A 25,546-nucleotide genomic window follows, 5' to 3' on the forward strand; every position below is an offset into this window, starting at 1 on the left:
GGGCTGGTCGGTTGCGGTCGCCATGGGCGTGGGCTGGTCGGTTGCGGTCGCCATGGGGGCGGGCTGGTCGGTTGTGGTCGTCACGGGCGTGGGCTGGTCGGTTGCGGTCGCCATGGGGGCGGGCTGGTCGGTTGCGGTCGTCAAGGGCGTGGGCTGGTTGGTTGCGGGGTGAGCCGTGGGGGCCGGGTCACCAGCTGGTGAGGACCAGGTGGTTGATCAGGAGGGCGGTGGTGGCCTGCAAGGACAGCCAGCCGCGGCGGTCGGTGGCCGGCAGCAGGGACGCGGCGGCGGGGAGCCAGATGGCGAACGGGAGCCAGATGCGCTCCACCTCGGCCTTGCTCAGGCCGGACAGGTCGGCAGCGATGATCGCGGCGGCTGCGCCGAGGCAGAGCAGGACCGCCGGGGTGCGGGAGGTCAAGACTCGTGCGGCGGCGTGACGCAGGGTGGCTGCGGCGGCGGGGCCGGCACTCAGGGTGAGGGCGGCGAGGTTGGCCCAGATCCAGTACGCGTAGGGGCGCTGGCTCGCCAAACCCTGGTAGTAGCGTTGTTTGACCAGGTGATAGCCCTGCCACCAGTCGAACCCGAGCCCGGTCATCGCGGCCACCACGAGTCCCGCGCCGAGCCCGGCCCAGACCAGCAGCCCGATCCGGCGCGCTCGTATTGCGAGGACGGCTGCGGCGGGGAGGATCAGGAGCACCAGACCGTACGAAAGATAGGCGCAGAGCGCGAGGAAAAGACCACCGAGAGTGACCGCTAACCGGGAGGGGCGGGTCAGGCCGGTGGCGAGCAGCGCGAGCGCGGCCGCGGCGACGCCCATGAACAGGCCGTCGGCGGAGACCCCGACCCAGACGGCGCCGGGGAAGAGCACCAGGAACGGCAGGGCGACCCGGGCCGCGGGCTCGTCGCCGAGCGCACGCAGCGTGATCGCGACCGTCGTGACCGCGGAGCAGCCGACCAGGACGCAGAACGTCGCCGCCCACCCGCCGCCGGGTAATCCGATGCGGTCGAGGCCGACGAAGACGAGCAGGGCGCCGGGTGGGTGGCCGGCCACGTGTGTGGTCCACGGGTCGGGGCTGTCGGCGAGGATCCGGCCGGCGAATCCGCGGAGCATCGCGGGGATGTCGGTGACGCCGGGTACCTCGCTCAGGTATTCGAACTGTGTGGTGAGGCGACCGGCCACCCCGCGCTGCCAGCCGTCCACCAGGGCGAGCGCGAGCGTCCACGCCGTTGCGGAGAGCCACGCGACGGCCAGCAGCGGCCGCCACGCGAGGCGCTCCGCGATGGCCGGCCCCCAACGGATCACCGCGAGACCGATAGCGATCGCCAGCGGGGTGCCGACGCCGAGATGTGGCAGCACGTGCCCGAAGAGTGGCGCGGCCGGCGCGTGCACGGGCCGGCCGGCCCAGCCGAGCGCGGCCCCGACCAGCACTGACGTCGCGACCAGTCCCAACGCGACCGCGAGAGCCCAGCGGTCCCCCCGCGCCGAAGGCCCCCGCCGTGACAGCCAACCGCCAGCCGGCAGCGGCCCTTCGTGAAGCAGTCGCTCGCCGGAGGGCGGCCGGCCTGCTGACAGTGAGCGTCGCCCTCTGCCGCTCAGCCACGCAGCGGCGCGCACGCGAACTCCCGCAGCCCCTCGGCCGGTGCCGTCGCCGCTACGAAACCCAGCTCCGCGCCGGCCCGCGCCGGTGACGCCACCACGTGCCGCACATCGCCGAGCCGGAAGCGCCCGGTCACCACCGGCCCCGGCCCGCCGAACGCGTCCGCGAGCAACCCGGCCATCTCACCGATCGTGGTCGGCCGGCCGGACGCGACGTTGTAGGCCCGGTACCCCGCCCCCACCGAAAGTGCCGCCACATTCGCCGCTGCCACGTCGCTGACGTGCACGAAGTCCCGGCGTTGGCCACCGTCCTCATACACCTGCGGTGCCCGGCCGCCCTCCAGGGAGGATCGGAAGATTGCCGCCACCCCGCTGTACGGAGTGTCACGGGGCATCCCCGGACCGTACACATTGTGATAGCGCAGTGCGGCGACCGCGGCACCGCGCTCCCGCGCCCAGACCGCGGCCAGATGCTCCTGCGCGACCTTGGTGGCCGCGTAGACACTGCGCGGATCCATCGGGGCGTTCTCGGTCACCAGCCCGGCGGCCAGTGCGGCGCCGCAGTCCGGGCAGGACGGCTCGAAACGGCCCGCGTCCAGGTCGCCTGCCGCTCGCGGTGCCGGCCGCACCGGGCCGTGCCGGTCGCACTCGTACGATCCCTCGCCGTAGACCACCATCGAGCTGGCCAGCACCAGCCGCCCGATCCCGGCCTCGGACATCGCCGCGAGCAGCACGGCGGTGCCCAGGTCGTTGCAACCGACGTACTCAGGAAGATCTTCCGGACTGGCGCCGAGCCCGACCAACGCCGCCTGATGGACCACCGCATCGACGCCGCGGAGCGCGTCGCGGACAGCGGCCCGGTCCCGGACATCGGCCCGGTGCAGCGGAACGCCGTCCGGAACCTCCGGCGGTTCGCGGTGCGCGGCCGGATGGGCGCAGTCCAATACGGACACGTCGTGGCCGGCGGCCAGCAGAGCGGAGGTCACGTGCGAGCCGATGAAACCGGCGCCGCCGGTCACGAGAATGTGGGTCACGACTGCGACCGTAGGGCCGCCGGCGCCCTCGGACGGCGCCTCACGCCGATCCGTCAGCGGTTCGTAAGGTCTGTCGCGGACGTACCCAGTTCGTAAGATTTACCGGCCCTGAGCAGCGCTAACTTCCTCCCCATGACCGATGTGGTGTTGCCCTGCCTGAACGAGGCCGCCGCCCTGCCGTGGCTGCTGGCCCGGATGCCGGCCGGCTATCGGCCGATCGTGGCCGACAACGGATCCACCGACGGCTCGCTCGAGATCGTCCGCCGGCTCGGCGTCCGCCTCATCGAGGTGACACAGCCGGGGTACGGCGCGGCCGTGCACGCCGGAGTCCTCGCCGCGGACCCGGCCGACGGGGTGGTGTGCGTGATGGACGCGGACGGCTCGTTCGACCCGGCCGAGCTGCCGGCCCTGGCCGACCTTGTCCGTTCCGGAACAGCTGACCTGGCCTGTGGCCGCCGACGCCCGACCACGGCGCGGGCCTGGCCGGTGCACGCGCGCCTGGGCAACGCCGTGCTGGCCCGGCGGATCCGCGCGGACACCGGCCTGCCGGTGCACGACATCGCGCCGATGCGCGCCGCCCGGCAGGACGCGCTGCTCGCCCTGGACCTGCGCGACCGCCGGTTCGGGTACCCGCTCGAACTGCTGCTCGGCGCGGCCCGGGCCGGCTGGCGGGTGCACGAGGTGGACGTCACCTACCACCCGCGGGCGGCCGGGACCAAGTCGAAGGTCACCGGCACGGTCCGCGGCACGCTGCGCGCCATCCACGACATGCGAGCGGTGCTGGCCGCATGATCCAGCTGCTGGTGATGGCGAAAGCGCCGGTGCCGGGACGGGTGAAGACCCGGCTCTGCCCACCGTGCACCCCGGAGCAGGCGGCGACGATCGCGGCGGCCGCCCTCGCGGACACCCTCGACGCGGCGTCCGGGGCTCCGGCGGTGCGGCGGGTACTGGTCGTCGAGGGGGACTATCCGGCGCCGCCGGGCTGGGAGAGCGTGCCGCAGCGAGGGGACGGGCTGGGGGAGCGGCTCGCCCACGCGTTCGCGGACACGGCACTGCCCGGGGTGCCGGCGCTGCTGATCGGGATGGACACGCCGCAGGTCAGCGGCGCGTTGCTGTCCGCGGCGGCGGAGGCGCTGGAGCGGGACGGTGCGGTGTTCGGGCCGGCCGAGGACGGGGGCTGGTGGGCGCTGGGGCTCAGCGACCCGGCCGACGCGGACGTGCTGCCCGGGGTGCCGATGTCGGTGGCGGTGACCGGGGAACGGACCCTGGCCGCGCTGCGTGCCCGGGGTGTCCGGCCGACGGCGCTGGCCTGTCTGCGAGACGTGGACACCGCCGCTGACGCGATCATGGTTGCGGCGGACTGTCCCGCGCGGGGGCGCTTCCCCGCAGCGGTGACCGGGCTATTGCGGGGAGCACCCGCATGACCGCGCCCGCACTTGTCTGCCCGCCCGCTGAACTGGGTGCCCTCGACCTCTACGACCAGGCCCTGATCCGTGCCGCCGCGGGCGCCGCCGGCCAACTCGTGCTGCGCGACGCGACCGGCCGGGAGACCCGGGTCGACGCCGTGGACTGGTGCCGGGACCACCGTCCCGGTGACACCGGGCTGCTGGACCGCTGCTCCGGCGCCACCCTCGACGTCGGCTGCGGGCCGGGCCGGCTCACCGGTGCGCTGCTGCTCCGGGGCCGGGCCGCGCTGGGCGTCGACGTGAGCGCGGTGGCCGTCCGGATGGCCCGGGCCCGTGGGGCATCGGCCCTGCGCCGGGACGTGTTCGCGCCGCTGCCCGGGCACGGCCGCTGGCAGCACCTGCTGCTCGCCGACGGCAACCTCGGCATCGGCGGCGACCCGGTCGCCCTGCTCCGGCGTTGCCGGGAGCTGATCGCCCGGCGTGGCCAGGTGCACGCGGAGGTGGAACCGCCCGGCACCGGCAGCTGGGCCGGCGTGGCCACCCTGCACGCCGCCTCACTCGGCAGCGGCACCGACGGGGTGGGAGCTCCGCTGCGGTGGGCACGAGTCGCCGCCGACGACCTGGAGTCCCTCGCCCGGACCGCGGGACTGCGGATCCGGGCGGCCTGGAACGAGGAGGGGCGATGGTTCGCCACCCTGACGGCCGCCTGAAGCACGCTCTCACCTGGCTGAACGCCCCACCCGACCGGCTGCGGCGCGGCCCGTTCCGGCCGGACGCGTTCCCCTCGGCGCTGCGGTCGACCAGGCTCACCAGCCAGCTCGGCATCGCGCTGGGCGTCGCGTTCCTGGTCTGCTTCCTGACCGGCCTGATCAGCCACCTCGTCCAGCACCCACCGCGCTGGTTCTGGTGGCCGTCCGAGCCGGCCGGGCTGTACCGGTTCACCCAGGGCCTGCACGTGGCGACCGGACTCGCCACCGTCCCGCTGCTCGGCGCGAAACTCTGGTCGGTCTATCCCCGGCTGTTCACCTGGCCGCCGTTGAAGCACGCCGCGGAACGCCTGTCGGTCGTGGTGCTTGTCGCCGCCGCGCTGTTCCAGCTGGTCAGCGGGCTGCTGAACGTCGCCCACGAGTACCGGCCGATGCCGTTCTTCTTCACCACCGCGCACTACTGGGCCGGCTGGCTGGTCATCGGCGCGCTGCTGGTGCACGTCGGCGTGCAACTCCCGGTGGTCCGTGAGGCGCTGCGGTCCAGGGCACCGCGCGTGCGGCTGTCCAGGGGCCACGGCGCGCCCCCGGTGCCGGATGCCGACCGCAGGCAGCTCCTGCTCACGGTCGGCGCGGCCGCCGGGGTGATCACCGTGGCCACGCTGGGACAGACGGTCCGGCCGCTCGCCGCGATCTCCGCGCTGGCGCCGCGAAGGCCGGGCACCGGACCGCAGGGGCTTCCGGTCAACCGGACCGCGGCCGCCGCCGGTGTCCGCGACGCCGCGCTCGACCCCGGCTACCGGCTGACCGTCACCGGCTTCGGCCGTACCGTCGAGCTGAGCCTCGCCGACCTCGCCGCACTGCCGCAGCACACCACGGTGCTGCCGATCGCCTGTGTGGAGGGGTGGAGCGCGGTCGGCACCTGGTCCGGCGTGCGGCTGCGTGATCTCGCCGGCCTGCTCGGTGCCGATGAGGCCGACCTCACCGGCGGCGAGGCGGAGGTCGAGTCGCTGCAGACGGCTGGCCGCTATCGCACATCGACGGTGGCCGGGCCGCACCTGGCCGACGACCGGACCCTGATCGCGCTGCGGCTCGGCGGTGAACCCCTGGCCGTCGACCACGGCTACCCGGCCCGGCTGATCGCCCCGAACCGGCCCGGCGTGATGCAGACCAAATGGCTGACCCGGGTCACGATCCGGAGCCTGCGGTGAGACGTGCGCTGATCGCTTCCGGTCTACTGCTCATGGTGTACGCCGTGGTAGGCGCGACCACCGACACCCAGGTCAGCCTGCCCGGCGTCCTGATCTTCGGGGTGGCCGTGCTGGCCCTGCACGACGGCGTGTTCCTGCCGCTCGTCCTGGCCGCGGGCGCGCTGATCGGCCGGGTTCCGCCCCGCTGGCGGTCGACCGTCCGCGCCGTCGCCGTGGTCAACACCGCCGTCGCCGTCGTCGCCCTGCCGCTGCTGGTCAGCCGGGGACACGACGGCGACAATCCGACGATCCTTCCCCGCCCGTACGACATCGGTCTTCTTGTGATCGTGGTGACGACAACCGTGAGTGCCGTCCTGTGCCGTAAGGGAATCGAAAGATGGCGGAACGGGCGCCGGAGGCGGCCGCGTGGGTAGCCTGCCGTGGTGACCCACCGAGTGCTGGTAGTGGACGACGACCCGACCGTCAGCGACGTCGTCCGGCGCTACCTCGAGCAGGACGGCTGCCGGGTGCGGCTGGCCGCCGACGGGCTCGCCGCGCTCGCCGCCGTCGACGCCGAACGCCCGGATCTGGTTGTCCTCGACCTGATGCTCGGCGGCCTGGACGGTCTCGAGGTGTGCCGCCGGCTGCAGCGCGACCAGCCGGGCCTGCCGGTCGTCATGCTCACCGCGCTCGGCGAGGAGAGCGACCGGGTGCTCGGCCTCGAGGTCGGCGCGGACGACTACGTGACCAAGCCGTTCAGCCCGCGCGAACTCACCCTGCGGGTCCGCTCGGTGCTGCGCCGCACCGCGCCGGCCGCGTCACCGCGCCCCGCACTGCTCCGCGACGGCGACCTGGTCGCGGACACCGGGCGGCGTACCGCGGAACGCGCCGGCCGGCCGCTCGCGCTGACCGTGCGCGAGTTCGACCTGCTGGAGTTCCTGCTGCGGAACCCGGCGCGGGCCTGGTCCCGCGCCGACCTGCTGGACCGGGTGTGGGGCTGGCAGTTCGGCGACCAGTCCACCGTCACCGTGCACGTGCGGCGGCTGCGCGAGAAGATCGAGGACGATCCGGCGTCGCCGGTCCGGCTGGTCACCGCGTGGGGCGTCGGCTACCGGTACGAACCGGCCGCCCGTGCGTGACCTGATGCTGATCGGCCTGTACTCGCTGATCGCCGGCGCGGTGGTCGGCCTGGCAGGCGCGGTCGTGCTGCGGCTGCTGCGCGGCCGATCGATCACCGTGCACGTCTGCGTGCTGCTGGCGATCACCGTGACCGCGGTCGTGGCCGGGGTCGGCACGGTCGCCCAACTGATGTTCCTTTCCGGTCATGACCTGCAGGTAGTGCTGGTCACGGTGGCCGCCTCGGCGGTGGTCAGCCTCGGCGTCGGCACCGTCTTCGGGCGTCGGCTCGCGGCCGCCGCGGTCTGGGCGGCGCAGGCCCGCGAGCAGGAACGCCGGATGGAGGCCGGCCGCCGTGACCTGGTCGCCTGGGTGTCGCACGACCTGCGCACGCCGCTGGCCGGGCTGCGCGCGATGACCGAGGCCCTGCAGGACGGCGTGGTCGCCGACCCGCGCACCGTCGCGGAGTACCACCGGCGGATCGGCGCCGAGACCGACCGGATGAGCAGCCTGGTCGACGACCTGTTCGAACTGTCCCGGATCCACGCCGGCGCGCTCCGCCTCACCCCGACCGACCTGCCGCTGGCCGACATCGTCTCGGACGCGGTCGCCGCCGTCACCCCGCTCGCCGTCGGCCGCGGCATCCGGGTGGTGGCCGCCGGTGAGCGCTGGCCGATGGTCACCGGCGGCGCCGCCGAACTCAACCGGATCGTCAGCAACCTGCTGACCAACTCGGTGCGCTACACCCCCGCGAACGGCACGATCCAGATCGAAGCCGGCCGCGACGCGCGCGAGGTGTGGTTGACAGTTTCGGACAGCTGCGGCGGCATCCCGGAAGCGGACCTGCCCCGGGTGTTCGACGTCGCGTTCCGCGGCACCCGCGCTCGCACCCCGGAGGGCGCCGGCGGCGGCGGTCTCGGCCTCGCGATCGTCCGCGGCCTGGTGGAAGCGCACGGCGGCCGCGTCCAGGCCGGCAACATCACCGGAGGCTGCCGCTTCGAGGTCCGCCTCCCCGCCTGACTCCCGGCTGCAGCGCCGGCGCGAGACCCCGGCTGGTCCTGAGGGGTGTCTCAAGCACCCGGACACACCCCTGGAAGCCAGCCGGGGTTCGGACCGTGGGCTGCTGCCGGGTCCCGGCTGGTTGTGAGGGGTGTCTTGAGGGGGCGGAGGCACCCCCGGGAGCCAGCCGGGGAACAGTGGGGCGCGGGACGGTCTGGGGCGGCAGCGGTGTCGCGGTGGCCTCACGGGCGGGACTCGGCTCGTAGCCTACGGGCGGGCGCTGGATTGTTCGTACCGTATAAAAAGCGGTCAGTAGACCAGCCGTTGGATCGCGGTGACCAGGTCGTTGACCGTGGCGTCGAGCTCGGCGTCGGTCTTGTGGGCGAGCTTGGCGTATTCGGCGTCGCGGATGGCGGCGATCATCTCGGCGAGGCGTTCGGCGGGGATCGCGGTGGTGGCCGTGCCGGCGGCCTGGTCGCGGCGGATCTTGGCGGCGGCGCGCTCGTCGTAGCGGGTCTTGGCCTGGGTGACGAAGTCGCGCAGCTGGTCGGAGGAGGGCAGCGCGGTCGCGGCGCAGGACAGCAGCCCGGAATTCGCCCGCCAGAGCCGGGCCGAGATGCCCAGCTGGGTGCGGAGCAGCTCGGGGGCCGGGCCGGAACTGTCGAACCACACGTGCGAGGCGGCCAGCTCGTCCCAGACCTGGGCCATCAGCGCGGTCAGCACGGCGGGTTTGGTCGGGAAGTAGAAGTAGAAACTCGTGCGCGAGATGCCCGCGCCCGACGCCAGATCGTCGATGGTGACCGCATCGTACGACCGGTCGGCGAACATCTGCCCCGCCACCCGCAGGATCGCGGCCTCCCGGAGGTCGCCCTTGGAGGGGCCGGTCCGCCGTCGCGACGGTGCTACCTGACTCATGGTTCCAGTGTCCCTCGCTGTGATCATCGACGCGTCGACCAGATTTCTCGACACCGCGTCGACTTTGCGGCCTAGTCTATCGCTCGTGAACCAACCCGTACGCCCCCGGCTGCTGCTCCTTGCCGCCGCGGCCGCGAGCTTCCTGCTCTCGCTGATCCAATCCATTCCGGTCCCGGTGCTGCCGCAGATCGCCCAGCAGCTCGGCGCCGACGCCACCACGGTCGGCTGGGTGTCGACCGCGACGCTGCTCGCCGCGTCCGCCTGCACCCCGCTGCTCGGCCGGCTCGGCCACGTCCTCGGCATCAAGCCGGTGTTCATCGGCACGCTGATCGCCACCCTGGCCGGCAGCCTGCTCGCCGCGACCGTGCACGACATCCACTGGCTGATCGTCGCGCGGGTGCTGCAGGGCACCAGCTTCGGCCTGTTCCCGCTGGGTATGAGCCTTCTGCGCCACGAACTGCCGCCGCACAAGCTCACCCACAACATGGCCGTGGTCGCCTCGACGCTCGGTGTCGGCGGCGGTGTCGCGCTCGTCGCCTCCGGGCTGCTCACCCAGGGTGACGCCGACTACCGGCGGATCTTCTGGCTGTGCGCGCTGGTGAGCGCGATCGCGCTGGCTCTCGCGCTGACCCTGCCGCGGCGGGCTGGCGGCGGTGGCCGGGTCGACGTGCTGGGCGCGATCGTGCTCTCCGCCGGGCTGGTCAGCCTGCTGCTGCCGATCTCGCAGGGGCACAGCTGGGGCTGGACCTCGCCGCGGGTGCTGGTGCTCTTCGCCGCCGCGGTGATCATCCTGGTCGGGTTCTACTTCCTGCAGCGCCGGACCGCGGCACCGCTGGTTTCGGTGGAGATGCTGCGGCACCGTCCGATTCTGGTCGCCAACCTGGCCGCGATGGCGGTCGGCTTCGCGATGTTCGCGCTGCAGCTGGCCACCAGCTATTTCGTGCAGAGCCCGCGGGAGTACACCGGGTTCGGGTTCAGCGCGACGGTGCTGGAGACCAGCCTGATCTTCCTGCTGCCGGGCGCGGCGGCGAGCGTGGTGATGGGCCCGCTCGCCGGTGCGCTGATCGGGCGGGTCGGGCCGCGCGTGGTGCTCGTGCTGGCCTGCGGGCTGGCCGCGCTGGGCATGGCGTCGCTGGCGCTGCTGCACGACAACCGGGGTGAGACGATCGCCGCGTTCGTGGTGGCCAGCTGTGCGATCGCGATGGCGTACGCGGCGATGCCGGCCCTGCTGGTCAGCCACGTGCAGCCGGCCGAGACCGGGATCGCCAACTCGGTGAACTCGATCATGCGGACCGTCGGCGGCACGATCGGCAGCGCGCTGGTGATCACGATTCTGGCCGCGCAGACGCGCCAGGTGGGCGCGGTGTCACTGCCGACCGAGCAGGCGTACGAACTCAGCTACGCCCTGGGCGCGGCCGTCTTCGCGATCGGTGGCCTGCTCGTGCTGCTCTTCATCGACCGGGCCGCCAAGGTTCCCGCCGCGGCGGCACCGGCCGAGCTGGCGGTCACTCGCGCTTGATCGGGATGCAGTTACCGGTGTGGTAGCTGCCGTCGGCCGCGCGGACCATCCCGTGACCGGTCTTGGCGATCCGGGCGCAGACCTTGGTGGCGTTGCCGACCGCTTCGTAGTCCGAGTCGGTGACCCGCCGGATCGAGGGCTCCTTGTCCTCGTAGTAGTACTTGCCGTGCGCGGTCGCCTGGCTGCCCATCGTCGACTCGTCCGGGTGCTGCCCGTCGCCGCCGTAGATGTGCAGGTGGAAGCCCTTCTCGGTGTCGGCGGGGACGCCGTTCCACTCCGCGTCGTACCAGAGGGTGAACTTGCCGTCCCGGATGGTGGCCCGGGTGAGGCAGACCCAGCGGGTGCTCTGCTTCATCTGGTCGGTGCACGCCTCGTCGGCGGGTACCGCGGTGGTGGCCGGGCTGGTCGCGGCGCCGTTCGTGGTGCCGTTCGTGGTGCCGGGCGAGGAGTTGTGCTGCTGGGTGTGCTGGAGGCCGGCGGCGGCGGGGGTGCTGGGGCTGTCCTTGCTGTCGAAGGCGCCCATGGCCCAGGCGGTGCCGGTGACGCCGGCCAGGACTACGGCGACCGCGGCGGCTACCAGGATCGGGCCGCGGGCTTTTCTACCGCCGCCGCCGTTGCCGTTTTTGCCGGGTGCGGTCGGCGGTTTCGGCGGCGGTCCGGCCGGGCGGCCGGTGCTGCGGGCCGCGCCGACAGTGGCCGCGCCGACAGTGGCCGCACCGACCGTGGCCGCGCCGGCAGTCGCCGCGCCGACGGTCGCGCTGCCGCTGCCGCTGCCGCCGGCTCGGGGCGTGCCCGGTCCGCCGGCAGCGGGTGCGCCGGAGACCGGCCGGGTCGCGGTGCCGGAGGTCGGCGGGAGGATGACGGTCGGCTCGACCCGCGCCGACGCCCGCGCCCCGGCAACGCCTGGCCCGGCCTGCGGGGCTCCGGCCTGTGGGGTTCCGGTCTGCAACGGCGCGGTCGGCGAGGAACCGGCCTGCGCCGGGCCGCTTTGCGCCGCCCTGGCCTGCGCCGGGCCGCTTTGCGCCGCCCCGGCCTGCGCGGGACTGGTCTGCGGGGGAGTGGCCTGTTGCGGAATGGACTGCGTCGGGACGGACTGCGTCGGGACGGATTGCGGCGGCACCCCCGCGCCCGCGGCCGCGCCCACCGCGGCAGCCGCCCCGGTCGCCCACGGATCCACCGCGGGCGGCAGCGCCGACGCCCCGGCCGCCTTGGTGATCGCGGTCCCGGCCTGCCACGCCGCACCGAGTGCCACCGCATGCTTCGGATGAGCGTCCACCGCCACCGGCCGTCCCAGCTCCGACCCGACCATCTGCGCGATCAGCGGGATCCGCGACGACCCGCCCACCAGCAGCACCGAGTGCAGCTCGGCCGGTTCGGTGCCGGCCGACCGGATCGCCCGGCGCAACGCCTCGATCGACCCGTGCAGCACCGGCCGGACCATCGACTCCAGCTCGGAGCGGGTCAGCCGTACCTCGGTGCTGAGGTTCGGCAGCAGCACCGGGATCGTCGCGTCGGTGTCGGCCGACAGCGCCTCCTTGGCCTGCACGCACTCCTCCCGCAGGCGGGCGACCGCGGCGATCACCGCGGGGTCGTCCTCGTCGAGGTCGTCCAGCGCCCCGCCGAGCGCCCCGGCCACGTGCGCGAAGATCGCGGCGTCGAAGTCGATGCCACCGAGGCGCTCGATCCCCTCCGGCTGCCCGATCAGCTCGAAGCCGTCCGGGGTCTTGCGCAGCACGGCCGCGTCGAACGTGCCGCCGCCGAGGTCGTAGACGGCGACCGTGGCGCCCGGTTCCAGCCGCTGCTGCTGGGCGTAGAAGACCGCCGCGGCCTGCGGCTCGGTGGTCAGCTGCACCTTCTGCTCGATGCCGGCCAACCGGATCACCTGCTGCATCAGGTCGGTCTTGTACGGTCCCCAGTTCGCCGGGTGCGAGACGCAGATCGCGGCCGGTCCGCTGCCCTCCCGCGCCGACACCTCGTCGACCACGGCCCGCAGCACCCGGGCCATCAGCGACTCGGCGGAGTGCGGCACCCCGCCGAGCAGGATCGGGGTGGGGTCGCCCAGGCGCCGTTTGAACTCGCGGGCGACCCGGTGCGGTTCGCTCAGCCCGCGACGGCTGGCGCTCTCGCCGGTCAGGAACGTCTCGTCGGCGCGCAGCAGCACGACCGTGGGAATGGCGGCCGAACGGCTGCCCAGCGAGGCGATCTCGGCGTGGTCGGCGCGCCAGACCGCCGCAGCGGTGTAGGTGGTTCCTAGATCGATGCCGAGTGCATACATCCCGAGTACTCCGGATTCGGTCGAGGTCGCGACGTGGGTCGTAGGGTGGAACGATGGTTGCGGTCAGGTCGCTGCGGGAGATCTTCGGTGAGCTGGCCGGAGCCGGTGAGCACACGGGCGCGGATCCGGCCGCGTTGCTGGCCCGGTCCGGCCATCCCGACCTGCCCGAGGAGCTGGTGGCGCAGGCGGTGAGCGGTTTCGCCGAGACCGCTCGGCCCGAGATCGCCGAACACCTTTCGGCGTACGTGATGGCGCACAGCCCGATCCCCGGCCCCGGCGGCGAAGCGTTCGTGTCGTGGGTGGACCTGCTGGCCACCGCCCCGACGGATGACTTCGGTCTCGACTTCGGAGCGGGAGCGGATCACGCGGATCACGCGGATCACGAGGCGGTGACCGCAACGGACCACGACGTGTCCGACGCGGAAGACTGGGCGCCCGCCGAACTGGACGACTTCGGGGTCCACGCGCCGATCTGGCTCGAGGCGCCGGAAACCGACGATGCCGATGCCGACACCGACGTCGACGCCGACCCGGAAGACCTCTTCGACTGACCGGCTCATGACCGCCCCCGGTGCAGCTCGGCCAGCACACCCTCGCAGGAACGGATCGCCACCCGCGCTGCGATCGAGAGCTCGTAGCGGGTCAACGGGTTCTCCGCCCGCCGCTGCCACCGGGCGAGCGACTCGGCCGCGGCGGCCATCAGCTCGGCCTCACCGGCCTCGGCCGGCAGTTGCAGGCGCAGGTGCGCGGCGGTGCCCTCGCCGCCGATCACCCGTTCCAGCTCGGCCACCACGGCCGGTTTCCCGGTGACCCAGCCGGCCCGCAGCGACGCCAGCACGCGCAGCTCGTTGAACGGGTGCGCGGAGGCGATGATCTCCTCGACCAGCCCGGCGACGCGCGGGGTGGCCGGGCCCGGGGCGGCGCGGATCACCGAGTCGACCGCCAGCAGCGCCGAACGGCTCTTGAGGATCTCGCGGCGCTCGAAGAAGAGCGAGTCCAGGGTGCGCTGCAACGCCCGCAGTCCGCTGCGCTCGGTGAGCTGCTCGGACAACTCGGTGGCGGTGCCGGCCACCTTGCGGCGCAACAACGTGGCTCCCAGCCGTACGCCGAAAAGCCCGAAGCGATCCAACAGCGCGTCGCGCTCGATCGAGGTGAGACCCAGCTCCGGCAGTCGTTCGCGGAACCGGTCGGCGGAGAGCAGCAGGTCGTCGGCGGTCTTCACCGGCAGGTCGGCGACCCGGCGCAGGTGCGCCACCTCGGCCTCGGTCAGCGTCACCGCGGTCTCGGCGAGCAGCCCGGCGATCGGCACCACGGTCTGCACCAGCCGGCGTACGTTGATGTCGCCCGCCATCCGGGCAGCGATCCTGGTGGCGGAGGCGAGGGTGTCCAGGCGTCCGCCGCCGATCTCGTCGGCGCGGGAGAGCACCCCGATCGCGTTGACCGGGTTGGGTGCCGCCACCTGACGGTCGTGGAAGGCGCGCAGGAAGTTCAGGTCGTCGCGGTGCGCGTGCCGCATCAGGTAGATCACCGCGTCGGCCGGGGTGTCCTCGTCGTCCGGCGCGAGCAGTTCCCAGGTCCGCCGGGAGATCTCGGCCCGCAGCGAGCCGACCCCGGGGGTGTCGACGAGCGTGGCCGTCCGCAGCGTCTGCGACGGCCACTGGACCTCCAGCTCGGCGACCTCCTCGTGGGACAGTCCGCCCAGGTCGATCTCCAGGGCGTTGTCCTCCCGGGTGAACCGGGCCTGCCGGGGTGCGCCCTCGCGGGGACGCAGCGTCACCCGGTACGAGTGCCCGTCCTGATACCAGGTCACGATGCGGGTGCACTCACCCGCGTCGGTGGGCGCCAGCCGTTCCCCGATCAGCGCGTTGAGCAGCGTGGACTTGCCCGCCTTGACCCGGCCGGCGATGGCCACCCGCAGCGGGGCGTCCAGCCGCTCGCGGACGGTGCGCAGCCGGCTCTCGTACGGGCCGCCGCGGTAGGCGAACAGGGCCTCCTCGAGCACCACCCGGGTGCGGTCGAGCAGCCCCGCGGTGCGCGCGCCGTTGGCGGTCATGACGGCCGCGCCCGGCTCTGCAGGGTGGCCAGCCGTTTCAGCTCGGCGTCCAGGTCACGCACCCGGGCCTCCCGGTCGGTACGGCTGCGCCGGGCGGCCTCCTCGGCGCCGGCGAGAGCGGCGGCGTTCGACCGGCCCAGTTCCTCGGCCAGCCCGGTGTAGTGGTCCCGCAGCCGCCGGTGGATCTGGCGCAGCGTGTCGCGCGAGTCCTTGCCGACCACGAACGTGACCTCGTCGCAGTACCGGCGCATCGCGTTGCGGGCCTGCTGCTGGCGGGCCTTCTCCTCACGTTTCTTCTCCTCGCGCAGGCCCTTGCGGCCCATCACCAGCCCGATGCCCAGGCCGATCGGGCCGAGCACGATCCCGGCCATCGAGGCGAGCATGGTGAACATCAGGGTGCCGCCGTACGCGCTCTTCAACGCGACCATCGCCTGCTTGCGCAGCTTCATCTTCTCCAGATCTACCTTGTGGTCGAGGGTGGTCCGGTCCAGCACCGGTTCCGGGCTGTGCACGCCGATCGCGCCCAGCAAGCCGTCGGACGCGGCCCGGAAGTGCTCACCGACGCTCTCGCCGATCTCACCGGCGCGGACCCGGAGCAGCTCGTAGTTGGCGACCAGCTCGTGCGCGATCCGGGCGCGCAGCCAGGTCTGCATCTCCGGCCAGGTGTCGGCCGGGTCGCTCTCGTCGATGCTGTCGTCGGCCTCCCGGGTGACCTCGCGCATCCGCGCGCGCAGGTCGTGGTCCACATCCGAGGTGAGGTCGGCGATCCCGTCGCTCAGGGTCTGCTGCCACCGGGCCATCGAGGTCTTGAGCGCTTCGACGCGCTGCTTGGTCTCGCCGAGCTCGGCCACGATCCGCTGCCCGGCGGCCGGGTCGAGCAGGGCCGCGCGCTCGGCGGTGAACGTGGCGACCAGCTGGTCGCAGACCGCGAGGACCTCGTCGCGGACGTGTTCGGCGAGCCGCTGTTCGGCGCCGCCGCCGACCCGCCCGGAGACGAACCCGACCACGTCGGCGAAGCCCGATTCGACGTTGAGGTCGCGGGCGCCGGCCTTGACCGCGTGCATCCGCAGCACCGACGAGGCGGTCAGCACCGGCAGCGCCAGCCCGGCCCGGCGCAGGTGCGCCTCGTTCAGGTCGCGGATGCGCCGCCACGCCGGGTAGAAGTCGGTCTTGCTGATCAGGCAGATCACCGTGTCGCACGCGGCGCGCGCCCGGCGCAGGAACCGCACCTCGCTCTCGGTCAGCTCCTGTGCCGCGCTGGTCACGAAGATCACCGCGTCGGCCATCGAGATCGCGGCCAGGCTCGCCGCGGCGTGTGTGGAGCCGAGCCCGCCCACGCCCGGGGTGTCCACCAGCACCATGCCCCGCTCCAGGATCTTGCGGGGGAGCCGGATCTCCACGCCGACCGCCGTACCGGCCTCGTCGCCGGTGTCGCGGTGCTCGGTGATGTGCCGGCGCACCTGGTCGACCGGCACGTCCTCGCGGCGGGGCGGGTCGTCGTTGATGATCAGCGCGGCGCGGTGCTTCTCGCCGTGCCGCACGTAGGTCGGCGTGGCCGTGGCGACGTCGTCGTCCACCGGGCAGACGGTCGCCCCGACCAGCGCGTTGACCAGCGAGCTCTTGCCCTGTTTGAACTCGCCGGCGACCACCACGTGGATGCTCGGGTCGTCGAGTGCGCGCTGTGCGGCGGTCAGCCGCCGGGTCAGGTCCGCACGCCCGTACGCGGTACAGGCGCGCAGGCCCAGCGTCAGCAGCTCACCGGGCGCGGTGGCCGTCACGGTCGGTGCGGTGGTCATGAGTTCCCCCAGCGGACTAGGTGTGGCCCGCCACCGGGTGAGCGGTGGCGGGCACCTGGGACAACGGGCGGACGGGTCAGGAGACCCCGACCGAACCGTCCTCGGAGTGGTCACCGGCGTGGTGCTCGTGCCCCGGCTCGTCGTCGTGGCCCGGGTAGGCCGGCGGCTCCGCGTGCTCCGGGTAGCCGGGCTGCTGGTAGGGCTGGTCGGGCGTGTCGTAGGTCGGTGCGTCCCCGGTCGGCTGGTGCGGGACGTAGTCGGCAGGCTTCGGGTAGTCCGCGTCGTAGTCGTAGGGCTGCTCGTGGTCCGGCTTGGCGCCGCCGCCGTAGTTGTCGTCGTACTTGTGCTGCTCGACGTTCACGTCGCGCCCCACGGTCGTCGGGGCACTGTCGACGTCGAGGTAACCGTCCACGTCGCCGTCCACCGCCACGTCCACCGAGTTGTCCACCGAGTTGTCGGTGGAGGCGTCGATGTCGATGTTCTGGGTGATGTCCCGGTCGTCGGAGTAGGTCACGTAGGTGACGTAGTTCAGGTGCTGGATGATCTCGCCAACGCCCTGCTCGCCGTCGTAGGTCGGCGGGGTCACGGGGGTCGCGTCGTAGTCCGGGCCGGCCGCGTACGGGTCCTTCTGCCCGTGCTGCGCGGCGACCGAGGCGGCGGCCTCCGGAACGTCCACCTCGGAGAGATCCGCGTCGGTCAGCCCGCGGGCCGCCAGAACGCCGGACGGGTCGGAGGCGTACTCCTGAGCGACCTCACGGTCGGTGAAGATGTCCGAGATGAGGTCCTTGATAGCACCTGAGACGTCGATCGTCATGTCCGTTCCTTCCTCTCGTGCTGTCACCCGGTGTCGACGGGCATGCATACAGCTTGTCGAGCGGGACCGGGTCCGGTCATCGGGGCGATCCCCCTTCTCATGCCCCCGGGTTAGGGGATCGCCCGCCCGTGGTTGATACGCGAATCGCTGGTTGCGTCTCGCCCAGCGTCTCGTGTAGAGCTGTCACCAACTCCGCCCTGCTGGTGGCGCCGAGCTTGGTCCGGATCCGGGCCACGTGGTGCTCCACCGTCTTCGCCGAGATGTAGAGCTGCGCGCCGATCTCGCGGTGGGTCCGCCCGGCCAGCACCAGCCGGGCCACGGCCTGTTCCCGATCGGACAGCACTCCGCCGGTAGGCCGGGGCTCGACCGGCGCCACGCCTTCTTTCACGAAGACCAGGCCCCGGGCGCGCTCCAGCAACCAGCGAGCCACCGCCGGATCTCTCACCCGCAGCGCCGCCTGCCCGGCCAGCCGGGACCCCTCCCAGGGCAGCTCCACCTCGGCCAGCCGTTCCGCGGCGGCCAGCACGGCCGGCGCGTCGACCTCGTCGCGCAGCACCGCCGCCCACATCCCGGCGGCCGCGCACTGCGCCTGCTGGCGGTCGCCCAGCTCGGCTCCGGCCTCCCGGGCCACCGCGCGCAGGGCAGCCGCGCCCTGTTCGGCCACCGCCGGTTCCTCCAGGGCCACCGCCACCTGCAGGCGGATCCAGTGGGCGCTGACCAGCCAGGCCGGCGGGGCGCCCAGGTCGGCCACGATCTGCTCCAGGCGGCCGAGCACCGGTTCGATCCGCCGGTGCCCGCGCAGCCGGGCCGCGGTGACCACCAGCTCCTCGACCGCCTCGATCTGCAGCAGGTCGACCGCGCCGCGGGCCAGGATCGGCTCGGCCCCGGTCCAGCTCTGCCGCATCCGGGCCAGGTCGCCGCGCCGGCGGGCCAGCCCGGCGCCGAGCGCCGCCCACAGCAGCGCCTCCCGGCCCGGCAACGGGGCGCCGGCCGGCCGCTCCAGCTCCTCGGCGGCGGTGTCGTAGCGGCCGGCGCGCAACCGGACCCAGGCCAGCAGCAGCCGGTGCCGTTGCGCGGCCACCGGACCGCCCACCGTGCTGGCCAGCGCCCGCCGGAGCAGGGCCTCCGCGGTGGCCTGGTCGCCCGCGGTCACCGCGACCAGGGCGCCGAGCGCGTGCGGGGTGTCCGGCAGCACCACCGCGGGCTCGGCCCGTTCGACCGCCTCGGCCGCCTCGATCAGCAGCGGCAGCGCGCGGGCCGGGCGGCCGGTGGCCAGCGCGGCCTCGGCCAGGCGCAGCAGGCTGGCCGGTGCCTGGGTGCGGGCCGCGGTTCGCGCCGGGTCGAGCCGGCCCACCACCATCAGGGCCGGCACTGCCAGCACCGGCCCCGGCGCGGTCGCGGCCAGCAGGGTCTCCGCGGCCCGCCCGGCCCGCCCGTCGTGGGCGGCCACCGCGCCGGCCACCAGCGTCAGCCGGCCCTCCGGGTCGGCGCCCGGCGGCACGTCGGGCGAGTGCGGGTGTCCCAGCAGGGCGGCCGCCTCGGCCCGGCCGGCGGCCAGCCCGGGCAGCGGCACACCGCAGGCCGCCGCGTCGTCGAACCAGGCCAGCGCGTCCGCAGGGCGGCTGAAGCGCAGTTGCTCACCGGCCCGCTGGTAGATCACGGCGGCCGCGCCGCCGCGCGCCTGAGCGGCCCGCAGGTGCTCGGCGGCCGGCACCGCGGACGTCCCGGTGGCCATCAGCGCGGAGGCGACCGCGTCGTGCACCCGGCGGCGCTCGGCCGGGGACGCCTCCTGCCGGATCGCCGCGGCGATCGCCGGGACCAGGGTCTCGCCGGTGCCGGCGAACCAGCCGCTGTCGCGCAGGTCCCGCATCAGGGCGGCCAGGTCGGGCAGCGCGATGCCGGCCGCGGCGGCCAGCGTCGCGTCCGGCAGTTCCCGGGAGTCACCGCGCCCGGGGGAGCCGGGAACACCCTCAGGAGGCTCCGGAACGCCATGCCGCAGCGCCAGCACCCGGGCCAGCGCGGTCACCGCGGGCGGGCGCCGGGCGAGGTGCCGCTGCACGCGCGCCACCAGCGCCGGCGTCGTGCCGTGCCCGGCGCCGGCCAGCGCGGCGACGATCGCCGGGCGGCCGTCGGAGGCGGCGTGCACCCGCGCGGCCTCCGACGCGGTGACCCGCCGCCCGGTGAGCCGGCCGGTCAGCCGGGCCACGGCGGCGAGGTCGAGCGGTTCGAGCACCACCGTGCCGCCGCCGGCGAGCGCCTCGTCCAGCTCGGCGAGCTCGGGCCGGTCGATGGTGGGCCGGCGGGCCACCAGCATCGGCACGCCACGCCGGGCGGCCGCGGCCAGCTCACGCAGGACGGCGCCGGGGAGCCGATGCGCGTCGTCGACGACGATCAGCGTCCCGGTGGTGGCGGCGGCGAGCCGATCGGCCCAGGCCTGGGCAGGCTCGGTCCACCCGGGAAGTTCCAGGACCGGCCCCGGGAAGGCCGCGGCGATCTCGGCCAGCCGGTGCGTACGGCCGGATCCGTCGACTCCCACCACGATGGTCGCGGGCATGGCGTCATCCTCGTCGGCCCGGCCGCCCCGGCCAAGCAACAGTCCAGCAACCGTCTCTAACGGGGGAGCAGGGGAAGGTCGGCGCGGACGGTGTGCACGCCGGCGTCCATCCCGGCCGCGAGGGTGCCGCCGGCCGCCTCGGCCCGTTCCCGCATGCCGATCAGGCCGTGCCCGGTGCCGGCACCCCGGCGCGCGGGATGCGCCGGGTTGGTCACGGTGATCCGCAGTCCGGCCGCGGTGTACTCCAGCGTGACGTCGGCTCGCCGGCCGATGCCGTGCTTGTTCGCGTTGGTCAGCGACTCCTGGACGATCCGGTACGCCGCCAGGTCGGCGGCTCCGGCCAGCGGGGCCGGGACACCGGTGCGGCTCAGTCGTACGGTGAAATCCGCCTTGCGGAAGCCCTCGATCAGATCGTCGAGAGCGGCGAAGGCCGGCGCCGGCCGCAGACCCTGCGGCGGATCGCCCTCCTGGCGCAGCAGCCCGACCGTGGCCCGCAGTTCGTCGAGCGCGGTGCGGCTGGTGTCGCGGATCCCGGCGAGCGCCTCCCGGGCCCGGTCCGGGTGCGCCGCCATCAGGTGGTGCGCCACCCCGGCCTGCGCGTTGACCAGCGCGATGTGATGGGCCACGACGTCGTGCAGGTCCCGGGCGATCCGGACGCGTTCCTCGCGCACCGCGCTGACCCGCACCTCGGCGAGCAGCGCGCGCCGGTTCCGGGTGGCCTCGCCGGCCGCCACCGCGAGGGCCACGTAGTTGGCCGGCACCAGGTTGGCCAGGTCGAGCAGGCCGCCCCGCTGCCACGGGATGATCGCGGCGGTCAGCGCCACCGCCGCGAACACCCCGGCGGTCCGGGCCACCCGGCGTTCCCGCACGGTCGCCAGCGTGTAGAGCGCGACGATCGTGGCCACGTCGACCAGGACCAGGTGGGGCGCGGTGAGCGGCAGCGCGGCGCCGGTCAGGACGGTCACCACCGTCACCGGCACCGGGTGGCGCAGCCGGAACAGCAGGGCGATGGCGCCGGTGAGGACCAGGATCAGCCCGAGGCCACCGGGTCTCCGGCTGACGTGGCCGCCGACGTAGGACACCGCCGCCATCATCACCATGATCACCAGTAGTGGTGGCAGCCAGATCGGCCGGCTTCGCGTCACGGACCGGATCAGCACCCGTCCAGTGTCGCAAAATGATCGTTCCCGGTCGTCCACCCGTGGCGGTGCTCGCGCCTACCGCAACCGCGGTACCCCGGTCCGCCATGTCCGGGTAACAATCGGCGGGCAGACTCGTCGGCATGACAGAGTTCCTGGTCCCGACGGTGGACATCAGCTCCTGGGCCGGTGACGGCAGCCCGGAGGAGAGATCGCGGGTCGCCCGGGACCTCGACCACGCCTGCCGCACCGTCGGCTTCATCCAGATCGTCGGCCACGGCGTGCCCGCGTCGGTCACCGACGGGCTCGCCGCCGCGGTCGACGACTTCTTCACCCGGCCGCTCGACGTGAAGAAGCGCTACCTGCGCCCGGCCGCCGAGAACCGCGGGTACAGCCCGCCGAAGAGCGAGTCGCTGAGCTACAGCCTCGGCGTCGACCCGGTCACCCGCATGAACGACTTCTTCGAGGCGTTCAACGTCGGCGCCTCCGCCGCCGATTACCCCCATGCGGTGGTCGCGGCCGACGATTACGCCGCGAATACCTGGCCTGCGGAAAACCTCGATTTCCGTACGCGGGCGGAGTCCTATTTCGCGCACGCCCGCCGCGTCGCGCACACCCTGACCCGCATCTTCGCCGCGGCCCTCGGTGTCGAACCCGGCTGGTTCGACACGTTCACCGACCACTCCCTCGACGTGCTGCGGATGAACAACTACGCGCTGCCGCCGGGCGAGATCGAGCTCGGCGCCGACCTGACCGGGATGGGTGAGCACACCGACTTCGGCATCGTCACGGTGCTCTGGGCCGACCAGGTCGCCGGCCTGCAGATCCTCGGCGCCGACAACACGTGGCACGACGTGCAGCCCGCCGACGGCGCCCTGCTGGTCAACCTGGGCGACATCACCGCCCGCCTGACCAACGACGTGTGGATGTCGACGTTGCACCGGGTCAAGCCGCCGGTGGTGGACGGCACCATCGAGCGGCGTCGCTCGGTCGCGTTCTTCCACGACGGCAACGCCGACGCCACGATCCGCACCCTGCCGCAGTTCGTCCCGGTCGGCGAGGAGCCGCTCTACGACCCGGTGACGGTCAAGGAGCACATCCTCGCCAAGCTCAACGGCTCCCGGGCCGGGCTGAAGAACACCACCGCGGTCCGCGAGGCGGCCCGCGTCCACGCCGCCCGGTAGCCGGGCTCAGCTGCCGCGGCTCGCCAGCACGGTCAGGTCGCGTTCGGCGTAACGGCGGTGCTCCCACTCCTCGTTGAGCAGCCACCGCAGCACGTCGCGCAGCGGGTAACCGATCGGTTCCGGCCAGCCGGGCTCGGTTACCGGCGCGGTGGTGGCGTCGAGCCGCTCGTCGGTGAGCGTGTCGAGGACCCGCTGGACCAGGGCGCGGCGGTCGCGGCGCAGCACGAGCATCTCGTCCAGGCCGGGCCGCGCCGCCGGGTCGCTCGTGATGCCGGGCGTGCTCGGCAGCTGGTCGAAGGGCAGGCCGAGTGGGTGCCACGGGTACGGGTCGCCGAGGATCACCCGGCCGATCCAGGCGTCGTGGGCGAACACCAGGTGCCGCAGGGTCTCGATGAACGACCATTCGCCGTCGACGCGTTCGTGCAGCAGCGCCGGGTCCAGCAGCCGGGCGCGGGCGACCGTCCCGACCCAGAGCCGATCCATGATCTCCCAGGCCGCGCGGTGACCGCCGGGGTCGGTGGGCCGCATCGCGGCGCGCTCCGGATCCCGGCGGTCCAGCTCGGCCTCGACCAGCGGCGCCACGTCGACGCCGTTGATCACCAGGCCGTCGATCTCGCCGGTGATCTCGACCTGGAACATCTCGGCGCCGCTGATCCGTGCGCCGTTCAGGGTGAGCGCCCGCAACCGGGCGCCGGAGAGGTCCACATCGCGGATGTCGGCGGCGCGCAGGTCCAGACCGGCCACGCGCGGGCCGCGGCGATCGTCGGTGGGCGCATCGTCGGTCATCGGCCCAGCCTGCCGCATCCGGCCGGGTCAGGGGCGGCCGGGCGGCCGGTCGTTCAGGATGCGCTGGTACATCACGCTGTCCTGCCAGACGCCGTTGATGTGCAGGTAGGCGCGGGCGGTGCCGAAGTGCTCGAAGCCGTTCCTGAGCAGCACCCGCTGCGACGCCACGTTGGTGATGTTGGTGCTCGCCTCGATCCGGTGCAGGTCGAGGGACTGGTCGGCGAATTCGCAGATCGCCGCGACGGCCGCGCCGGCCAGACCCTTGCCGGTCTCGGCCGCGCCGACCCAGTAGCCGAGGATCGCGCCGCACATCGGCCCGTAGGTGATGTTGTGCAGGGTGGAGAAGCCGACGATCGTCGCGTCGCGCTCCATCACGAAGGAGTAGAACCGGCCGTCGCGCTGCTGCTGGAGCAGGCCGTCGACCCGTTCCCGCTGCCCCTCGAGGGTCCAGAACGACGGCGGCCGGGGCGGATCGTACGGCGCCAGATGGTCGCGGTTGCGGACCAGCGCGTCGTGCAGCGCGGGCACGTCGGCGGCGGTGAGCAGCCGCAGCAGGACGCCGCCGGGCAGGTGGCCGATTTTGGTCATGAGGTTTGCGGCTCCGGGGAGTCCAGGCCGATCAGCCGGGCCAGCACGGCCACCTGGTCGGCGAAGTGTGCGACGAACGCGGGGGACCGGGGGTCGGCGCCGGTCAGGCCCTCGATCACGTGTGGCAGCGTGGTGGTCGCCATGCACGCGGCCATCAGCATCACCTGCAGGCAGGCCGGATCGACCTCGGCCGGCAGCCGCCCGGCGGCCTGCAGCGCGCGCAGTTGGTCGACACCGCCGCCGAGCATCCGGCTGCGCTCGGCGCGGTCGGGGTCGTCGTCCGGCCCGGTCCACTGCAGGCCGCTCCACGCGAACATCCGCACACCGGCCGGGCTGCGCAGCGCTTCCAGGGCGAAGTTGCGCAGCTGGTCGGGCAGCGGCGTGCCGGGCGGGGCCAGCTCCTCGCGGCGCTGCTCCCACTGCTGGGACATCGCCCGGTAGAGGCCTTCCTTGCCGCCGAAGTAGTACGACACCAGCTGCTGGTTGACCCCGGCCCGCTCGGCGATCGCCCGGGTGCGGGCGCCGGCGTACCCGTGCTCGCCGAACTCGGCGACGGCCGCCTCGAGGATGCGCTGTCGGGTGCGCTCGGGGTCGCGCTGCCGCTCGTGCGGCTCGGGTGATCTGCGCGCTGGCACGCCGCGATCATATACACCCGCTTGAGACAGTCAATTAATCATCTGATTGACAAAGTCGTGCGGGCGATTGATACCGTCGGCTCATGACACGAATCCTGATCAGCGGCGCGGGCCTCGGTGGCCTGGCGCTCGCCCAAGCCCTCCGCCACGGCGGCCTCGACGTCGCCGTCTACGAGCGCGACCCCACCCCGCAGACCCGTGACCAGGGCTATCGCCTGCACATCGACCAGGACGGCAACACCGCGCTGCGGGCCTGCCTGCCGCCGCCGGTGCTCGACCTGGTGCGGGACACCAGCGGCGTCAACGGTGACCTGGTCGCTGCGTTCACCCAGCGGCTGGAGCGGGTCAGCGCCCAGGAGTTCCCCGGCCTCGGCCCCGACCTGATCTCCAACGTGGACCGGGACACGTTCCGCCAGGGCCTGCTCACCGGGCTCGACGACGTGGTCGTCTTCGGTCGCACGGTCACCGGCTACGAGACCACCGGCACCGGCCGGGTGCGGGTCGGGTTCGCCGGCGGGGGCGGCGACGAGGGTGACCTGCTGGTCGGGGCGGACGGGGTCGGCTCCGCCGTCCGCCGGCAGTTGCTGCCGCAGGCGGGCACCCGTGACCTGGGGCTGCGGTGCCTCTACGGGCGCATGCCGATCACCGAGGTCACCGAACCGCTGATCCCCGCCGACTTCCACCGCGGCTTCTGCTGGGTCGCCGGCGACAACGGTCTCGGCGCCGGCTTCGCCCCGGTCCGTTTCCGCCACCGCCCGGCCGGCTACCTGATGACCGTGCTGGTCGGCCCGCCGGCGCTCCTCGGCCCCGGGCGCCCGGACCTGCGCCAGATCGCACTCGAGTCCACCGCCGACTGGCACCCCACGATCAAAACCCTCTTCTCGTACGCCGAGGAAAGCTCTTTCTTCCCCGTCACGATCCGGGCGGCGCAGCGGGTCCCGGCCTGGCCCTCGGGTCCGGTGACCCTGCTCGGCGACGCGGTGCACACCATGCCCCCGGCCGGCGGCGTCGGCGCGAACACCGCCCTGCAGGACGCCGCGACGCTCTCCGCCGAGCTGCTCGCCGCGGCGCGTGGCACCCGGTCCCTGCTGGAAGCGGTCACCGCCTACGAGCGGGTCATGCTCCCGCGCGGCTTCACCACCGTCGACAACTCCGTCCATATGCTCACCCAGATGTTCCCGTCACCCAGCGATCGCGTGTGAACTTTCGGTGCGGACCGCACCAAAACTCCCCACATTGCGG

23 protein-coding genes are annotated in these 25,546 nt (G+C 73.6%); 11 read left to right on the top strand and 12 right to left on the bottom strand.

Features of this window, described 5'->3' with window-relative positions; all coding sequences use genetic code 11:
• Nucleotides 1-187: 187 nt before the first annotated feature.
• Both ADL15_RS35065 and ADL15_RS35070 read right to left on the bottom strand, forming a co-directional pair.
• Nucleotides 188-1,522 (bottom strand): hypothetical protein, encoded by a 1,335-nt coding sequence (locus tag ADL15_RS35065; RefSeq protein WP_067700430.1) that lies wholly within the window; start codon nt 1,520-1,522, stop codon nt 188-190.
• 71 nt (nt 1,523-1,593) lie between these two features.
• Nucleotides 1,594-2,631 carry an NAD-dependent epimerase/dehydratase family protein gene (locus tag ADL15_RS35070; RefSeq protein ID WP_067700280.1) on the bottom strand — a complete coding sequence of 346 codons (1,038 nt, stop codon included), beginning with the start codon at nt 2,629-2,631 and terminating at the stop codon, nt 1,594-1,596.
• 132 nt (nt 2,632-2,763) lie between these two features.
• On the opposite strand from ADL15_RS35070, the gene ADL15_RS35075 reads away from it, so the two are divergent.
• From ADL15_RS35075 to ADL15_RS35105, 7 genes are read left to right on the top strand one after another with little or no spacing between them, the layout of a single operon-like run.
• Nucleotides 2,764-3,423 carry a glycosyltransferase family 2 protein gene (locus ADL15_RS35075; protein ID WP_067700284.1) on the top strand — a complete coding sequence of 220 codons (660 nt, stop codon included), beginning with the start codon at nt 2,764-2,766 and terminating at the stop codon, nt 3,421-3,423.
• Entirely contained in the window at nt 3,420-4,055 is a 636-nt protein-coding gene (locus tag ADL15_RS35080; RefSeq protein ID WP_067700287.1) for a TIGR04282 family arsenosugar biosynthesis glycosyltransferase, read from the top strand. The genes ADL15_RS35075 and ADL15_RS35080 overlap by 4 nt, the downstream gene beginning before the upstream one ends.
• Nucleotides 4,052-4,747 (top strand): methyltransferase domain-containing protein, encoded by a 696-nt coding sequence (locus ADL15_RS53430; RefSeq protein ID WP_067700433.1) that lies wholly within the window; start codon nt 4,052-4,054, stop codon nt 4,745-4,747. Before ADL15_RS35080 ends, ADL15_RS53430 begins: the two co-directional genes overlap by 4 nt.
• Nucleotides 4,720-5,952, top strand: a complete 1,233-nt coding sequence (locus ADL15_RS35090; protein WP_083972181.1) for a molybdopterin-dependent oxidoreductase — start codon at nt 4,720-4,722, stop codon at nt 5,950-5,952. Before ADL15_RS53430 ends, ADL15_RS35090 begins: the two co-directional genes overlap by 28 nt.
• A complete protein-coding gene (locus ADL15_RS35095) occupies nt 5,949-6,365 on the top strand; it encodes a hypothetical protein (RefSeq protein WP_157441802.1) in 417 nt (138 codons plus the stop codon). The genes ADL15_RS35090 and ADL15_RS35095 overlap by 4 nt, the downstream gene beginning before the upstream one ends.
• A gap of 9 nt (nt 6,366-6,374) precedes the next feature.
• Nucleotides 6,375-7,070, top strand: coding sequence for a response regulator transcription factor (locus ADL15_RS35100; RefSeq protein ID WP_067700439.1), 696 nt, complete (start codon nt 6,375-6,377; stop codon nt 7,068-7,070).
• Nucleotides 7,063-8,067, top strand: coding sequence for a sensor histidine kinase (locus tag ADL15_RS35105; protein WP_067700293.1), 1,005 nt, complete (start codon nt 7,063-7,065; stop codon nt 8,065-8,067). The genes ADL15_RS35100 and ADL15_RS35105 overlap by 8 nt, the downstream gene beginning before the upstream one ends.
• Nucleotides 8,068-8,355: 288 nt before the next feature.
• On the opposite strand, the gene ADL15_RS35110 is transcribed toward ADL15_RS35105, so the two are convergent.
• Nucleotides 8,356-8,961: a TetR/AcrR family transcriptional regulator gene (locus ADL15_RS35110; protein WP_067700295.1), complete on the bottom strand. Its 606-nt coding sequence runs from the start codon at nt 8,959-8,961 to the stop codon at nt 8,356-8,358.
• 85 nt (nt 8,962-9,046) lie between these two features.
• Here ADL15_RS35110 and ADL15_RS35115 point away from each other — a divergent pair, with 85 nt between their 5' ends.
• A complete protein-coding gene (locus ADL15_RS35115; RefSeq protein WP_067700298.1) occupies nt 9,047-10,480 on the top strand; it encodes an MFS transporter in 1,434 nt (477 codons plus the stop codon).
• On the opposite strand, the gene ADL15_RS54615 is transcribed toward ADL15_RS35115, so the two are convergent.
• Complete coding sequence (locus ADL15_RS54615; protein WP_198171147.1) at nt 10,467-12,755, bottom strand: Hsp70 family protein; 2,289 nt, start codon at nt 12,753-12,755, stop codon at nt 10,467-10,469. The genes ADL15_RS35115 and ADL15_RS54615 overlap by 14 nt on opposite strands.
• Before the next feature lie 53 nt (nt 12,756-12,808).
• On the opposite strand from ADL15_RS54615, the gene ADL15_RS35125 reads away from it, so the two are divergent.
• Nucleotides 12,809-13,306 carry a hypothetical protein gene (locus ADL15_RS35125; RefSeq protein WP_067700301.1) on the top strand — a complete coding sequence of 166 codons (498 nt, stop codon included), beginning with the start codon at nt 12,809-12,811 and terminating at the stop codon, nt 13,304-13,306.
• A gap of 5 nt (nt 13,307-13,311) precedes the next feature.
• On the opposite strand, the gene ADL15_RS35130 is transcribed toward ADL15_RS35125, so the two are convergent.
• From ADL15_RS35130 to ADL15_RS35150, 5 genes are all read right to left on the bottom strand, one after another.
• The gene (locus ADL15_RS35130) at nt 13,312-14,808 is read right to left on the bottom strand and encodes a dynamin family protein (protein WP_067700304.1); all 1,497 of its coding nucleotides are present in this window, start codon (nt 14,806-14,808) and stop codon (nt 13,312-13,314) included.
• Entirely contained in the window at nt 14,805-16,604 is a 1,800-nt protein-coding gene (locus ADL15_RS35135) for a dynamin family protein (protein WP_067700307.1), read from the bottom strand. Before ADL15_RS35135 ends, ADL15_RS35130 begins: the two co-directional genes overlap by 4 nt.
• Nucleotides 16,605-16,680: 76 nt before the next feature.
• Entirely contained in the window at nt 16,681-17,418 is a 738-nt protein-coding gene (locus ADL15_RS35140) for a hypothetical protein (RefSeq protein ID WP_067700310.1), read from the bottom strand.
• Between the two features lie 97 nt (nt 17,419-17,515).
• Nucleotides 17,516-19,972: a helix-turn-helix transcriptional regulator gene (locus tag ADL15_RS35145; RefSeq protein WP_067700313.1), complete on the bottom strand. Its 2,457-nt coding sequence runs from the start codon at nt 19,970-19,972 to the stop codon at nt 17,516-17,518.
• 56 nt (nt 19,973-20,028) lie between these two features.
• Nucleotides 20,029-21,132, bottom strand: coding sequence for a sensor histidine kinase (locus ADL15_RS35150; protein ID WP_083972185.1), 1,104 nt, complete (start codon nt 21,130-21,132; stop codon nt 20,029-20,031).
• Nucleotides 21,133-21,254: 122 nt separating this feature from the next.
• Between ADL15_RS35150 and ADL15_RS35155 the strand changes: the two genes are divergently transcribed.
• Nucleotides 21,255-22,295 carry an isopenicillin N synthase family dioxygenase gene (locus ADL15_RS35155; protein WP_067700319.1) on the top strand — a complete coding sequence of 347 codons (1,041 nt, stop codon included), beginning with the start codon at nt 21,255-21,257 and terminating at the stop codon, nt 22,293-22,295.
• A 6-nt stretch (nt 22,296-22,301) separates the two neighbouring features.
• Here the strand turns inward: ADL15_RS35155 and ADL15_RS35160 are convergent, their stop codons facing one another.
• Genes ADL15_RS35160 through ADL15_RS35170 form a run of 3 tightly spaced genes read right to left on the bottom strand, consistent with a single transcriptional unit; the run spans nt 22,302 to nt 24,304 of the window.
• Nucleotides 22,302-23,081: a DinB family protein gene (locus ADL15_RS35160; RefSeq protein ID WP_067700322.1), complete on the bottom strand. Its 780-nt coding sequence runs from the start codon at nt 23,079-23,081 to the stop codon at nt 22,302-22,304.
• Nucleotides 23,082-23,108: 27 nt separating this feature from the next.
• Nucleotides 23,109-23,669, bottom strand: coding sequence for a GNAT family N-acetyltransferase (locus ADL15_RS35165; RefSeq protein WP_067700325.1), 561 nt, complete (start codon nt 23,667-23,669; stop codon nt 23,109-23,111).
• Nucleotides 23,666-24,304 (bottom strand): TetR/AcrR family transcriptional regulator, encoded by a 639-nt coding sequence (locus tag ADL15_RS35170; protein WP_067700327.1) that lies wholly within the window; start codon nt 24,302-24,304, stop codon nt 23,666-23,668. Before ADL15_RS35170 ends, ADL15_RS35165 begins: the two co-directional genes overlap by 4 nt.
• Nucleotides 24,305-24,387: 83 nt before the next feature.
• Here ADL15_RS35170 and ADL15_RS35175 point away from each other — a divergent pair, with 83 nt between their 5' ends.
• The gene (locus ADL15_RS35175; RefSeq protein ID WP_067700330.1) at nt 24,388-25,506 is read left to right on the top strand and encodes an FAD-dependent oxidoreductase; all 1,119 of its coding nucleotides are present in this window, start codon (nt 24,388-24,390) and stop codon (nt 25,504-25,506) included.
• The last annotated feature ends 40 nt before the right edge of the window (nt 25,507-25,546 follow it).

This window comes from Actinoplanes awajinensis subsp. mycoplanecinus (assembly GCF_001509495.1).
Lineage (GTDB): Bacteria > Actinomycetota > Actinomycetes > Mycobacteriales > Micromonosporaceae > Actinoplanes > Actinoplanes palleronii.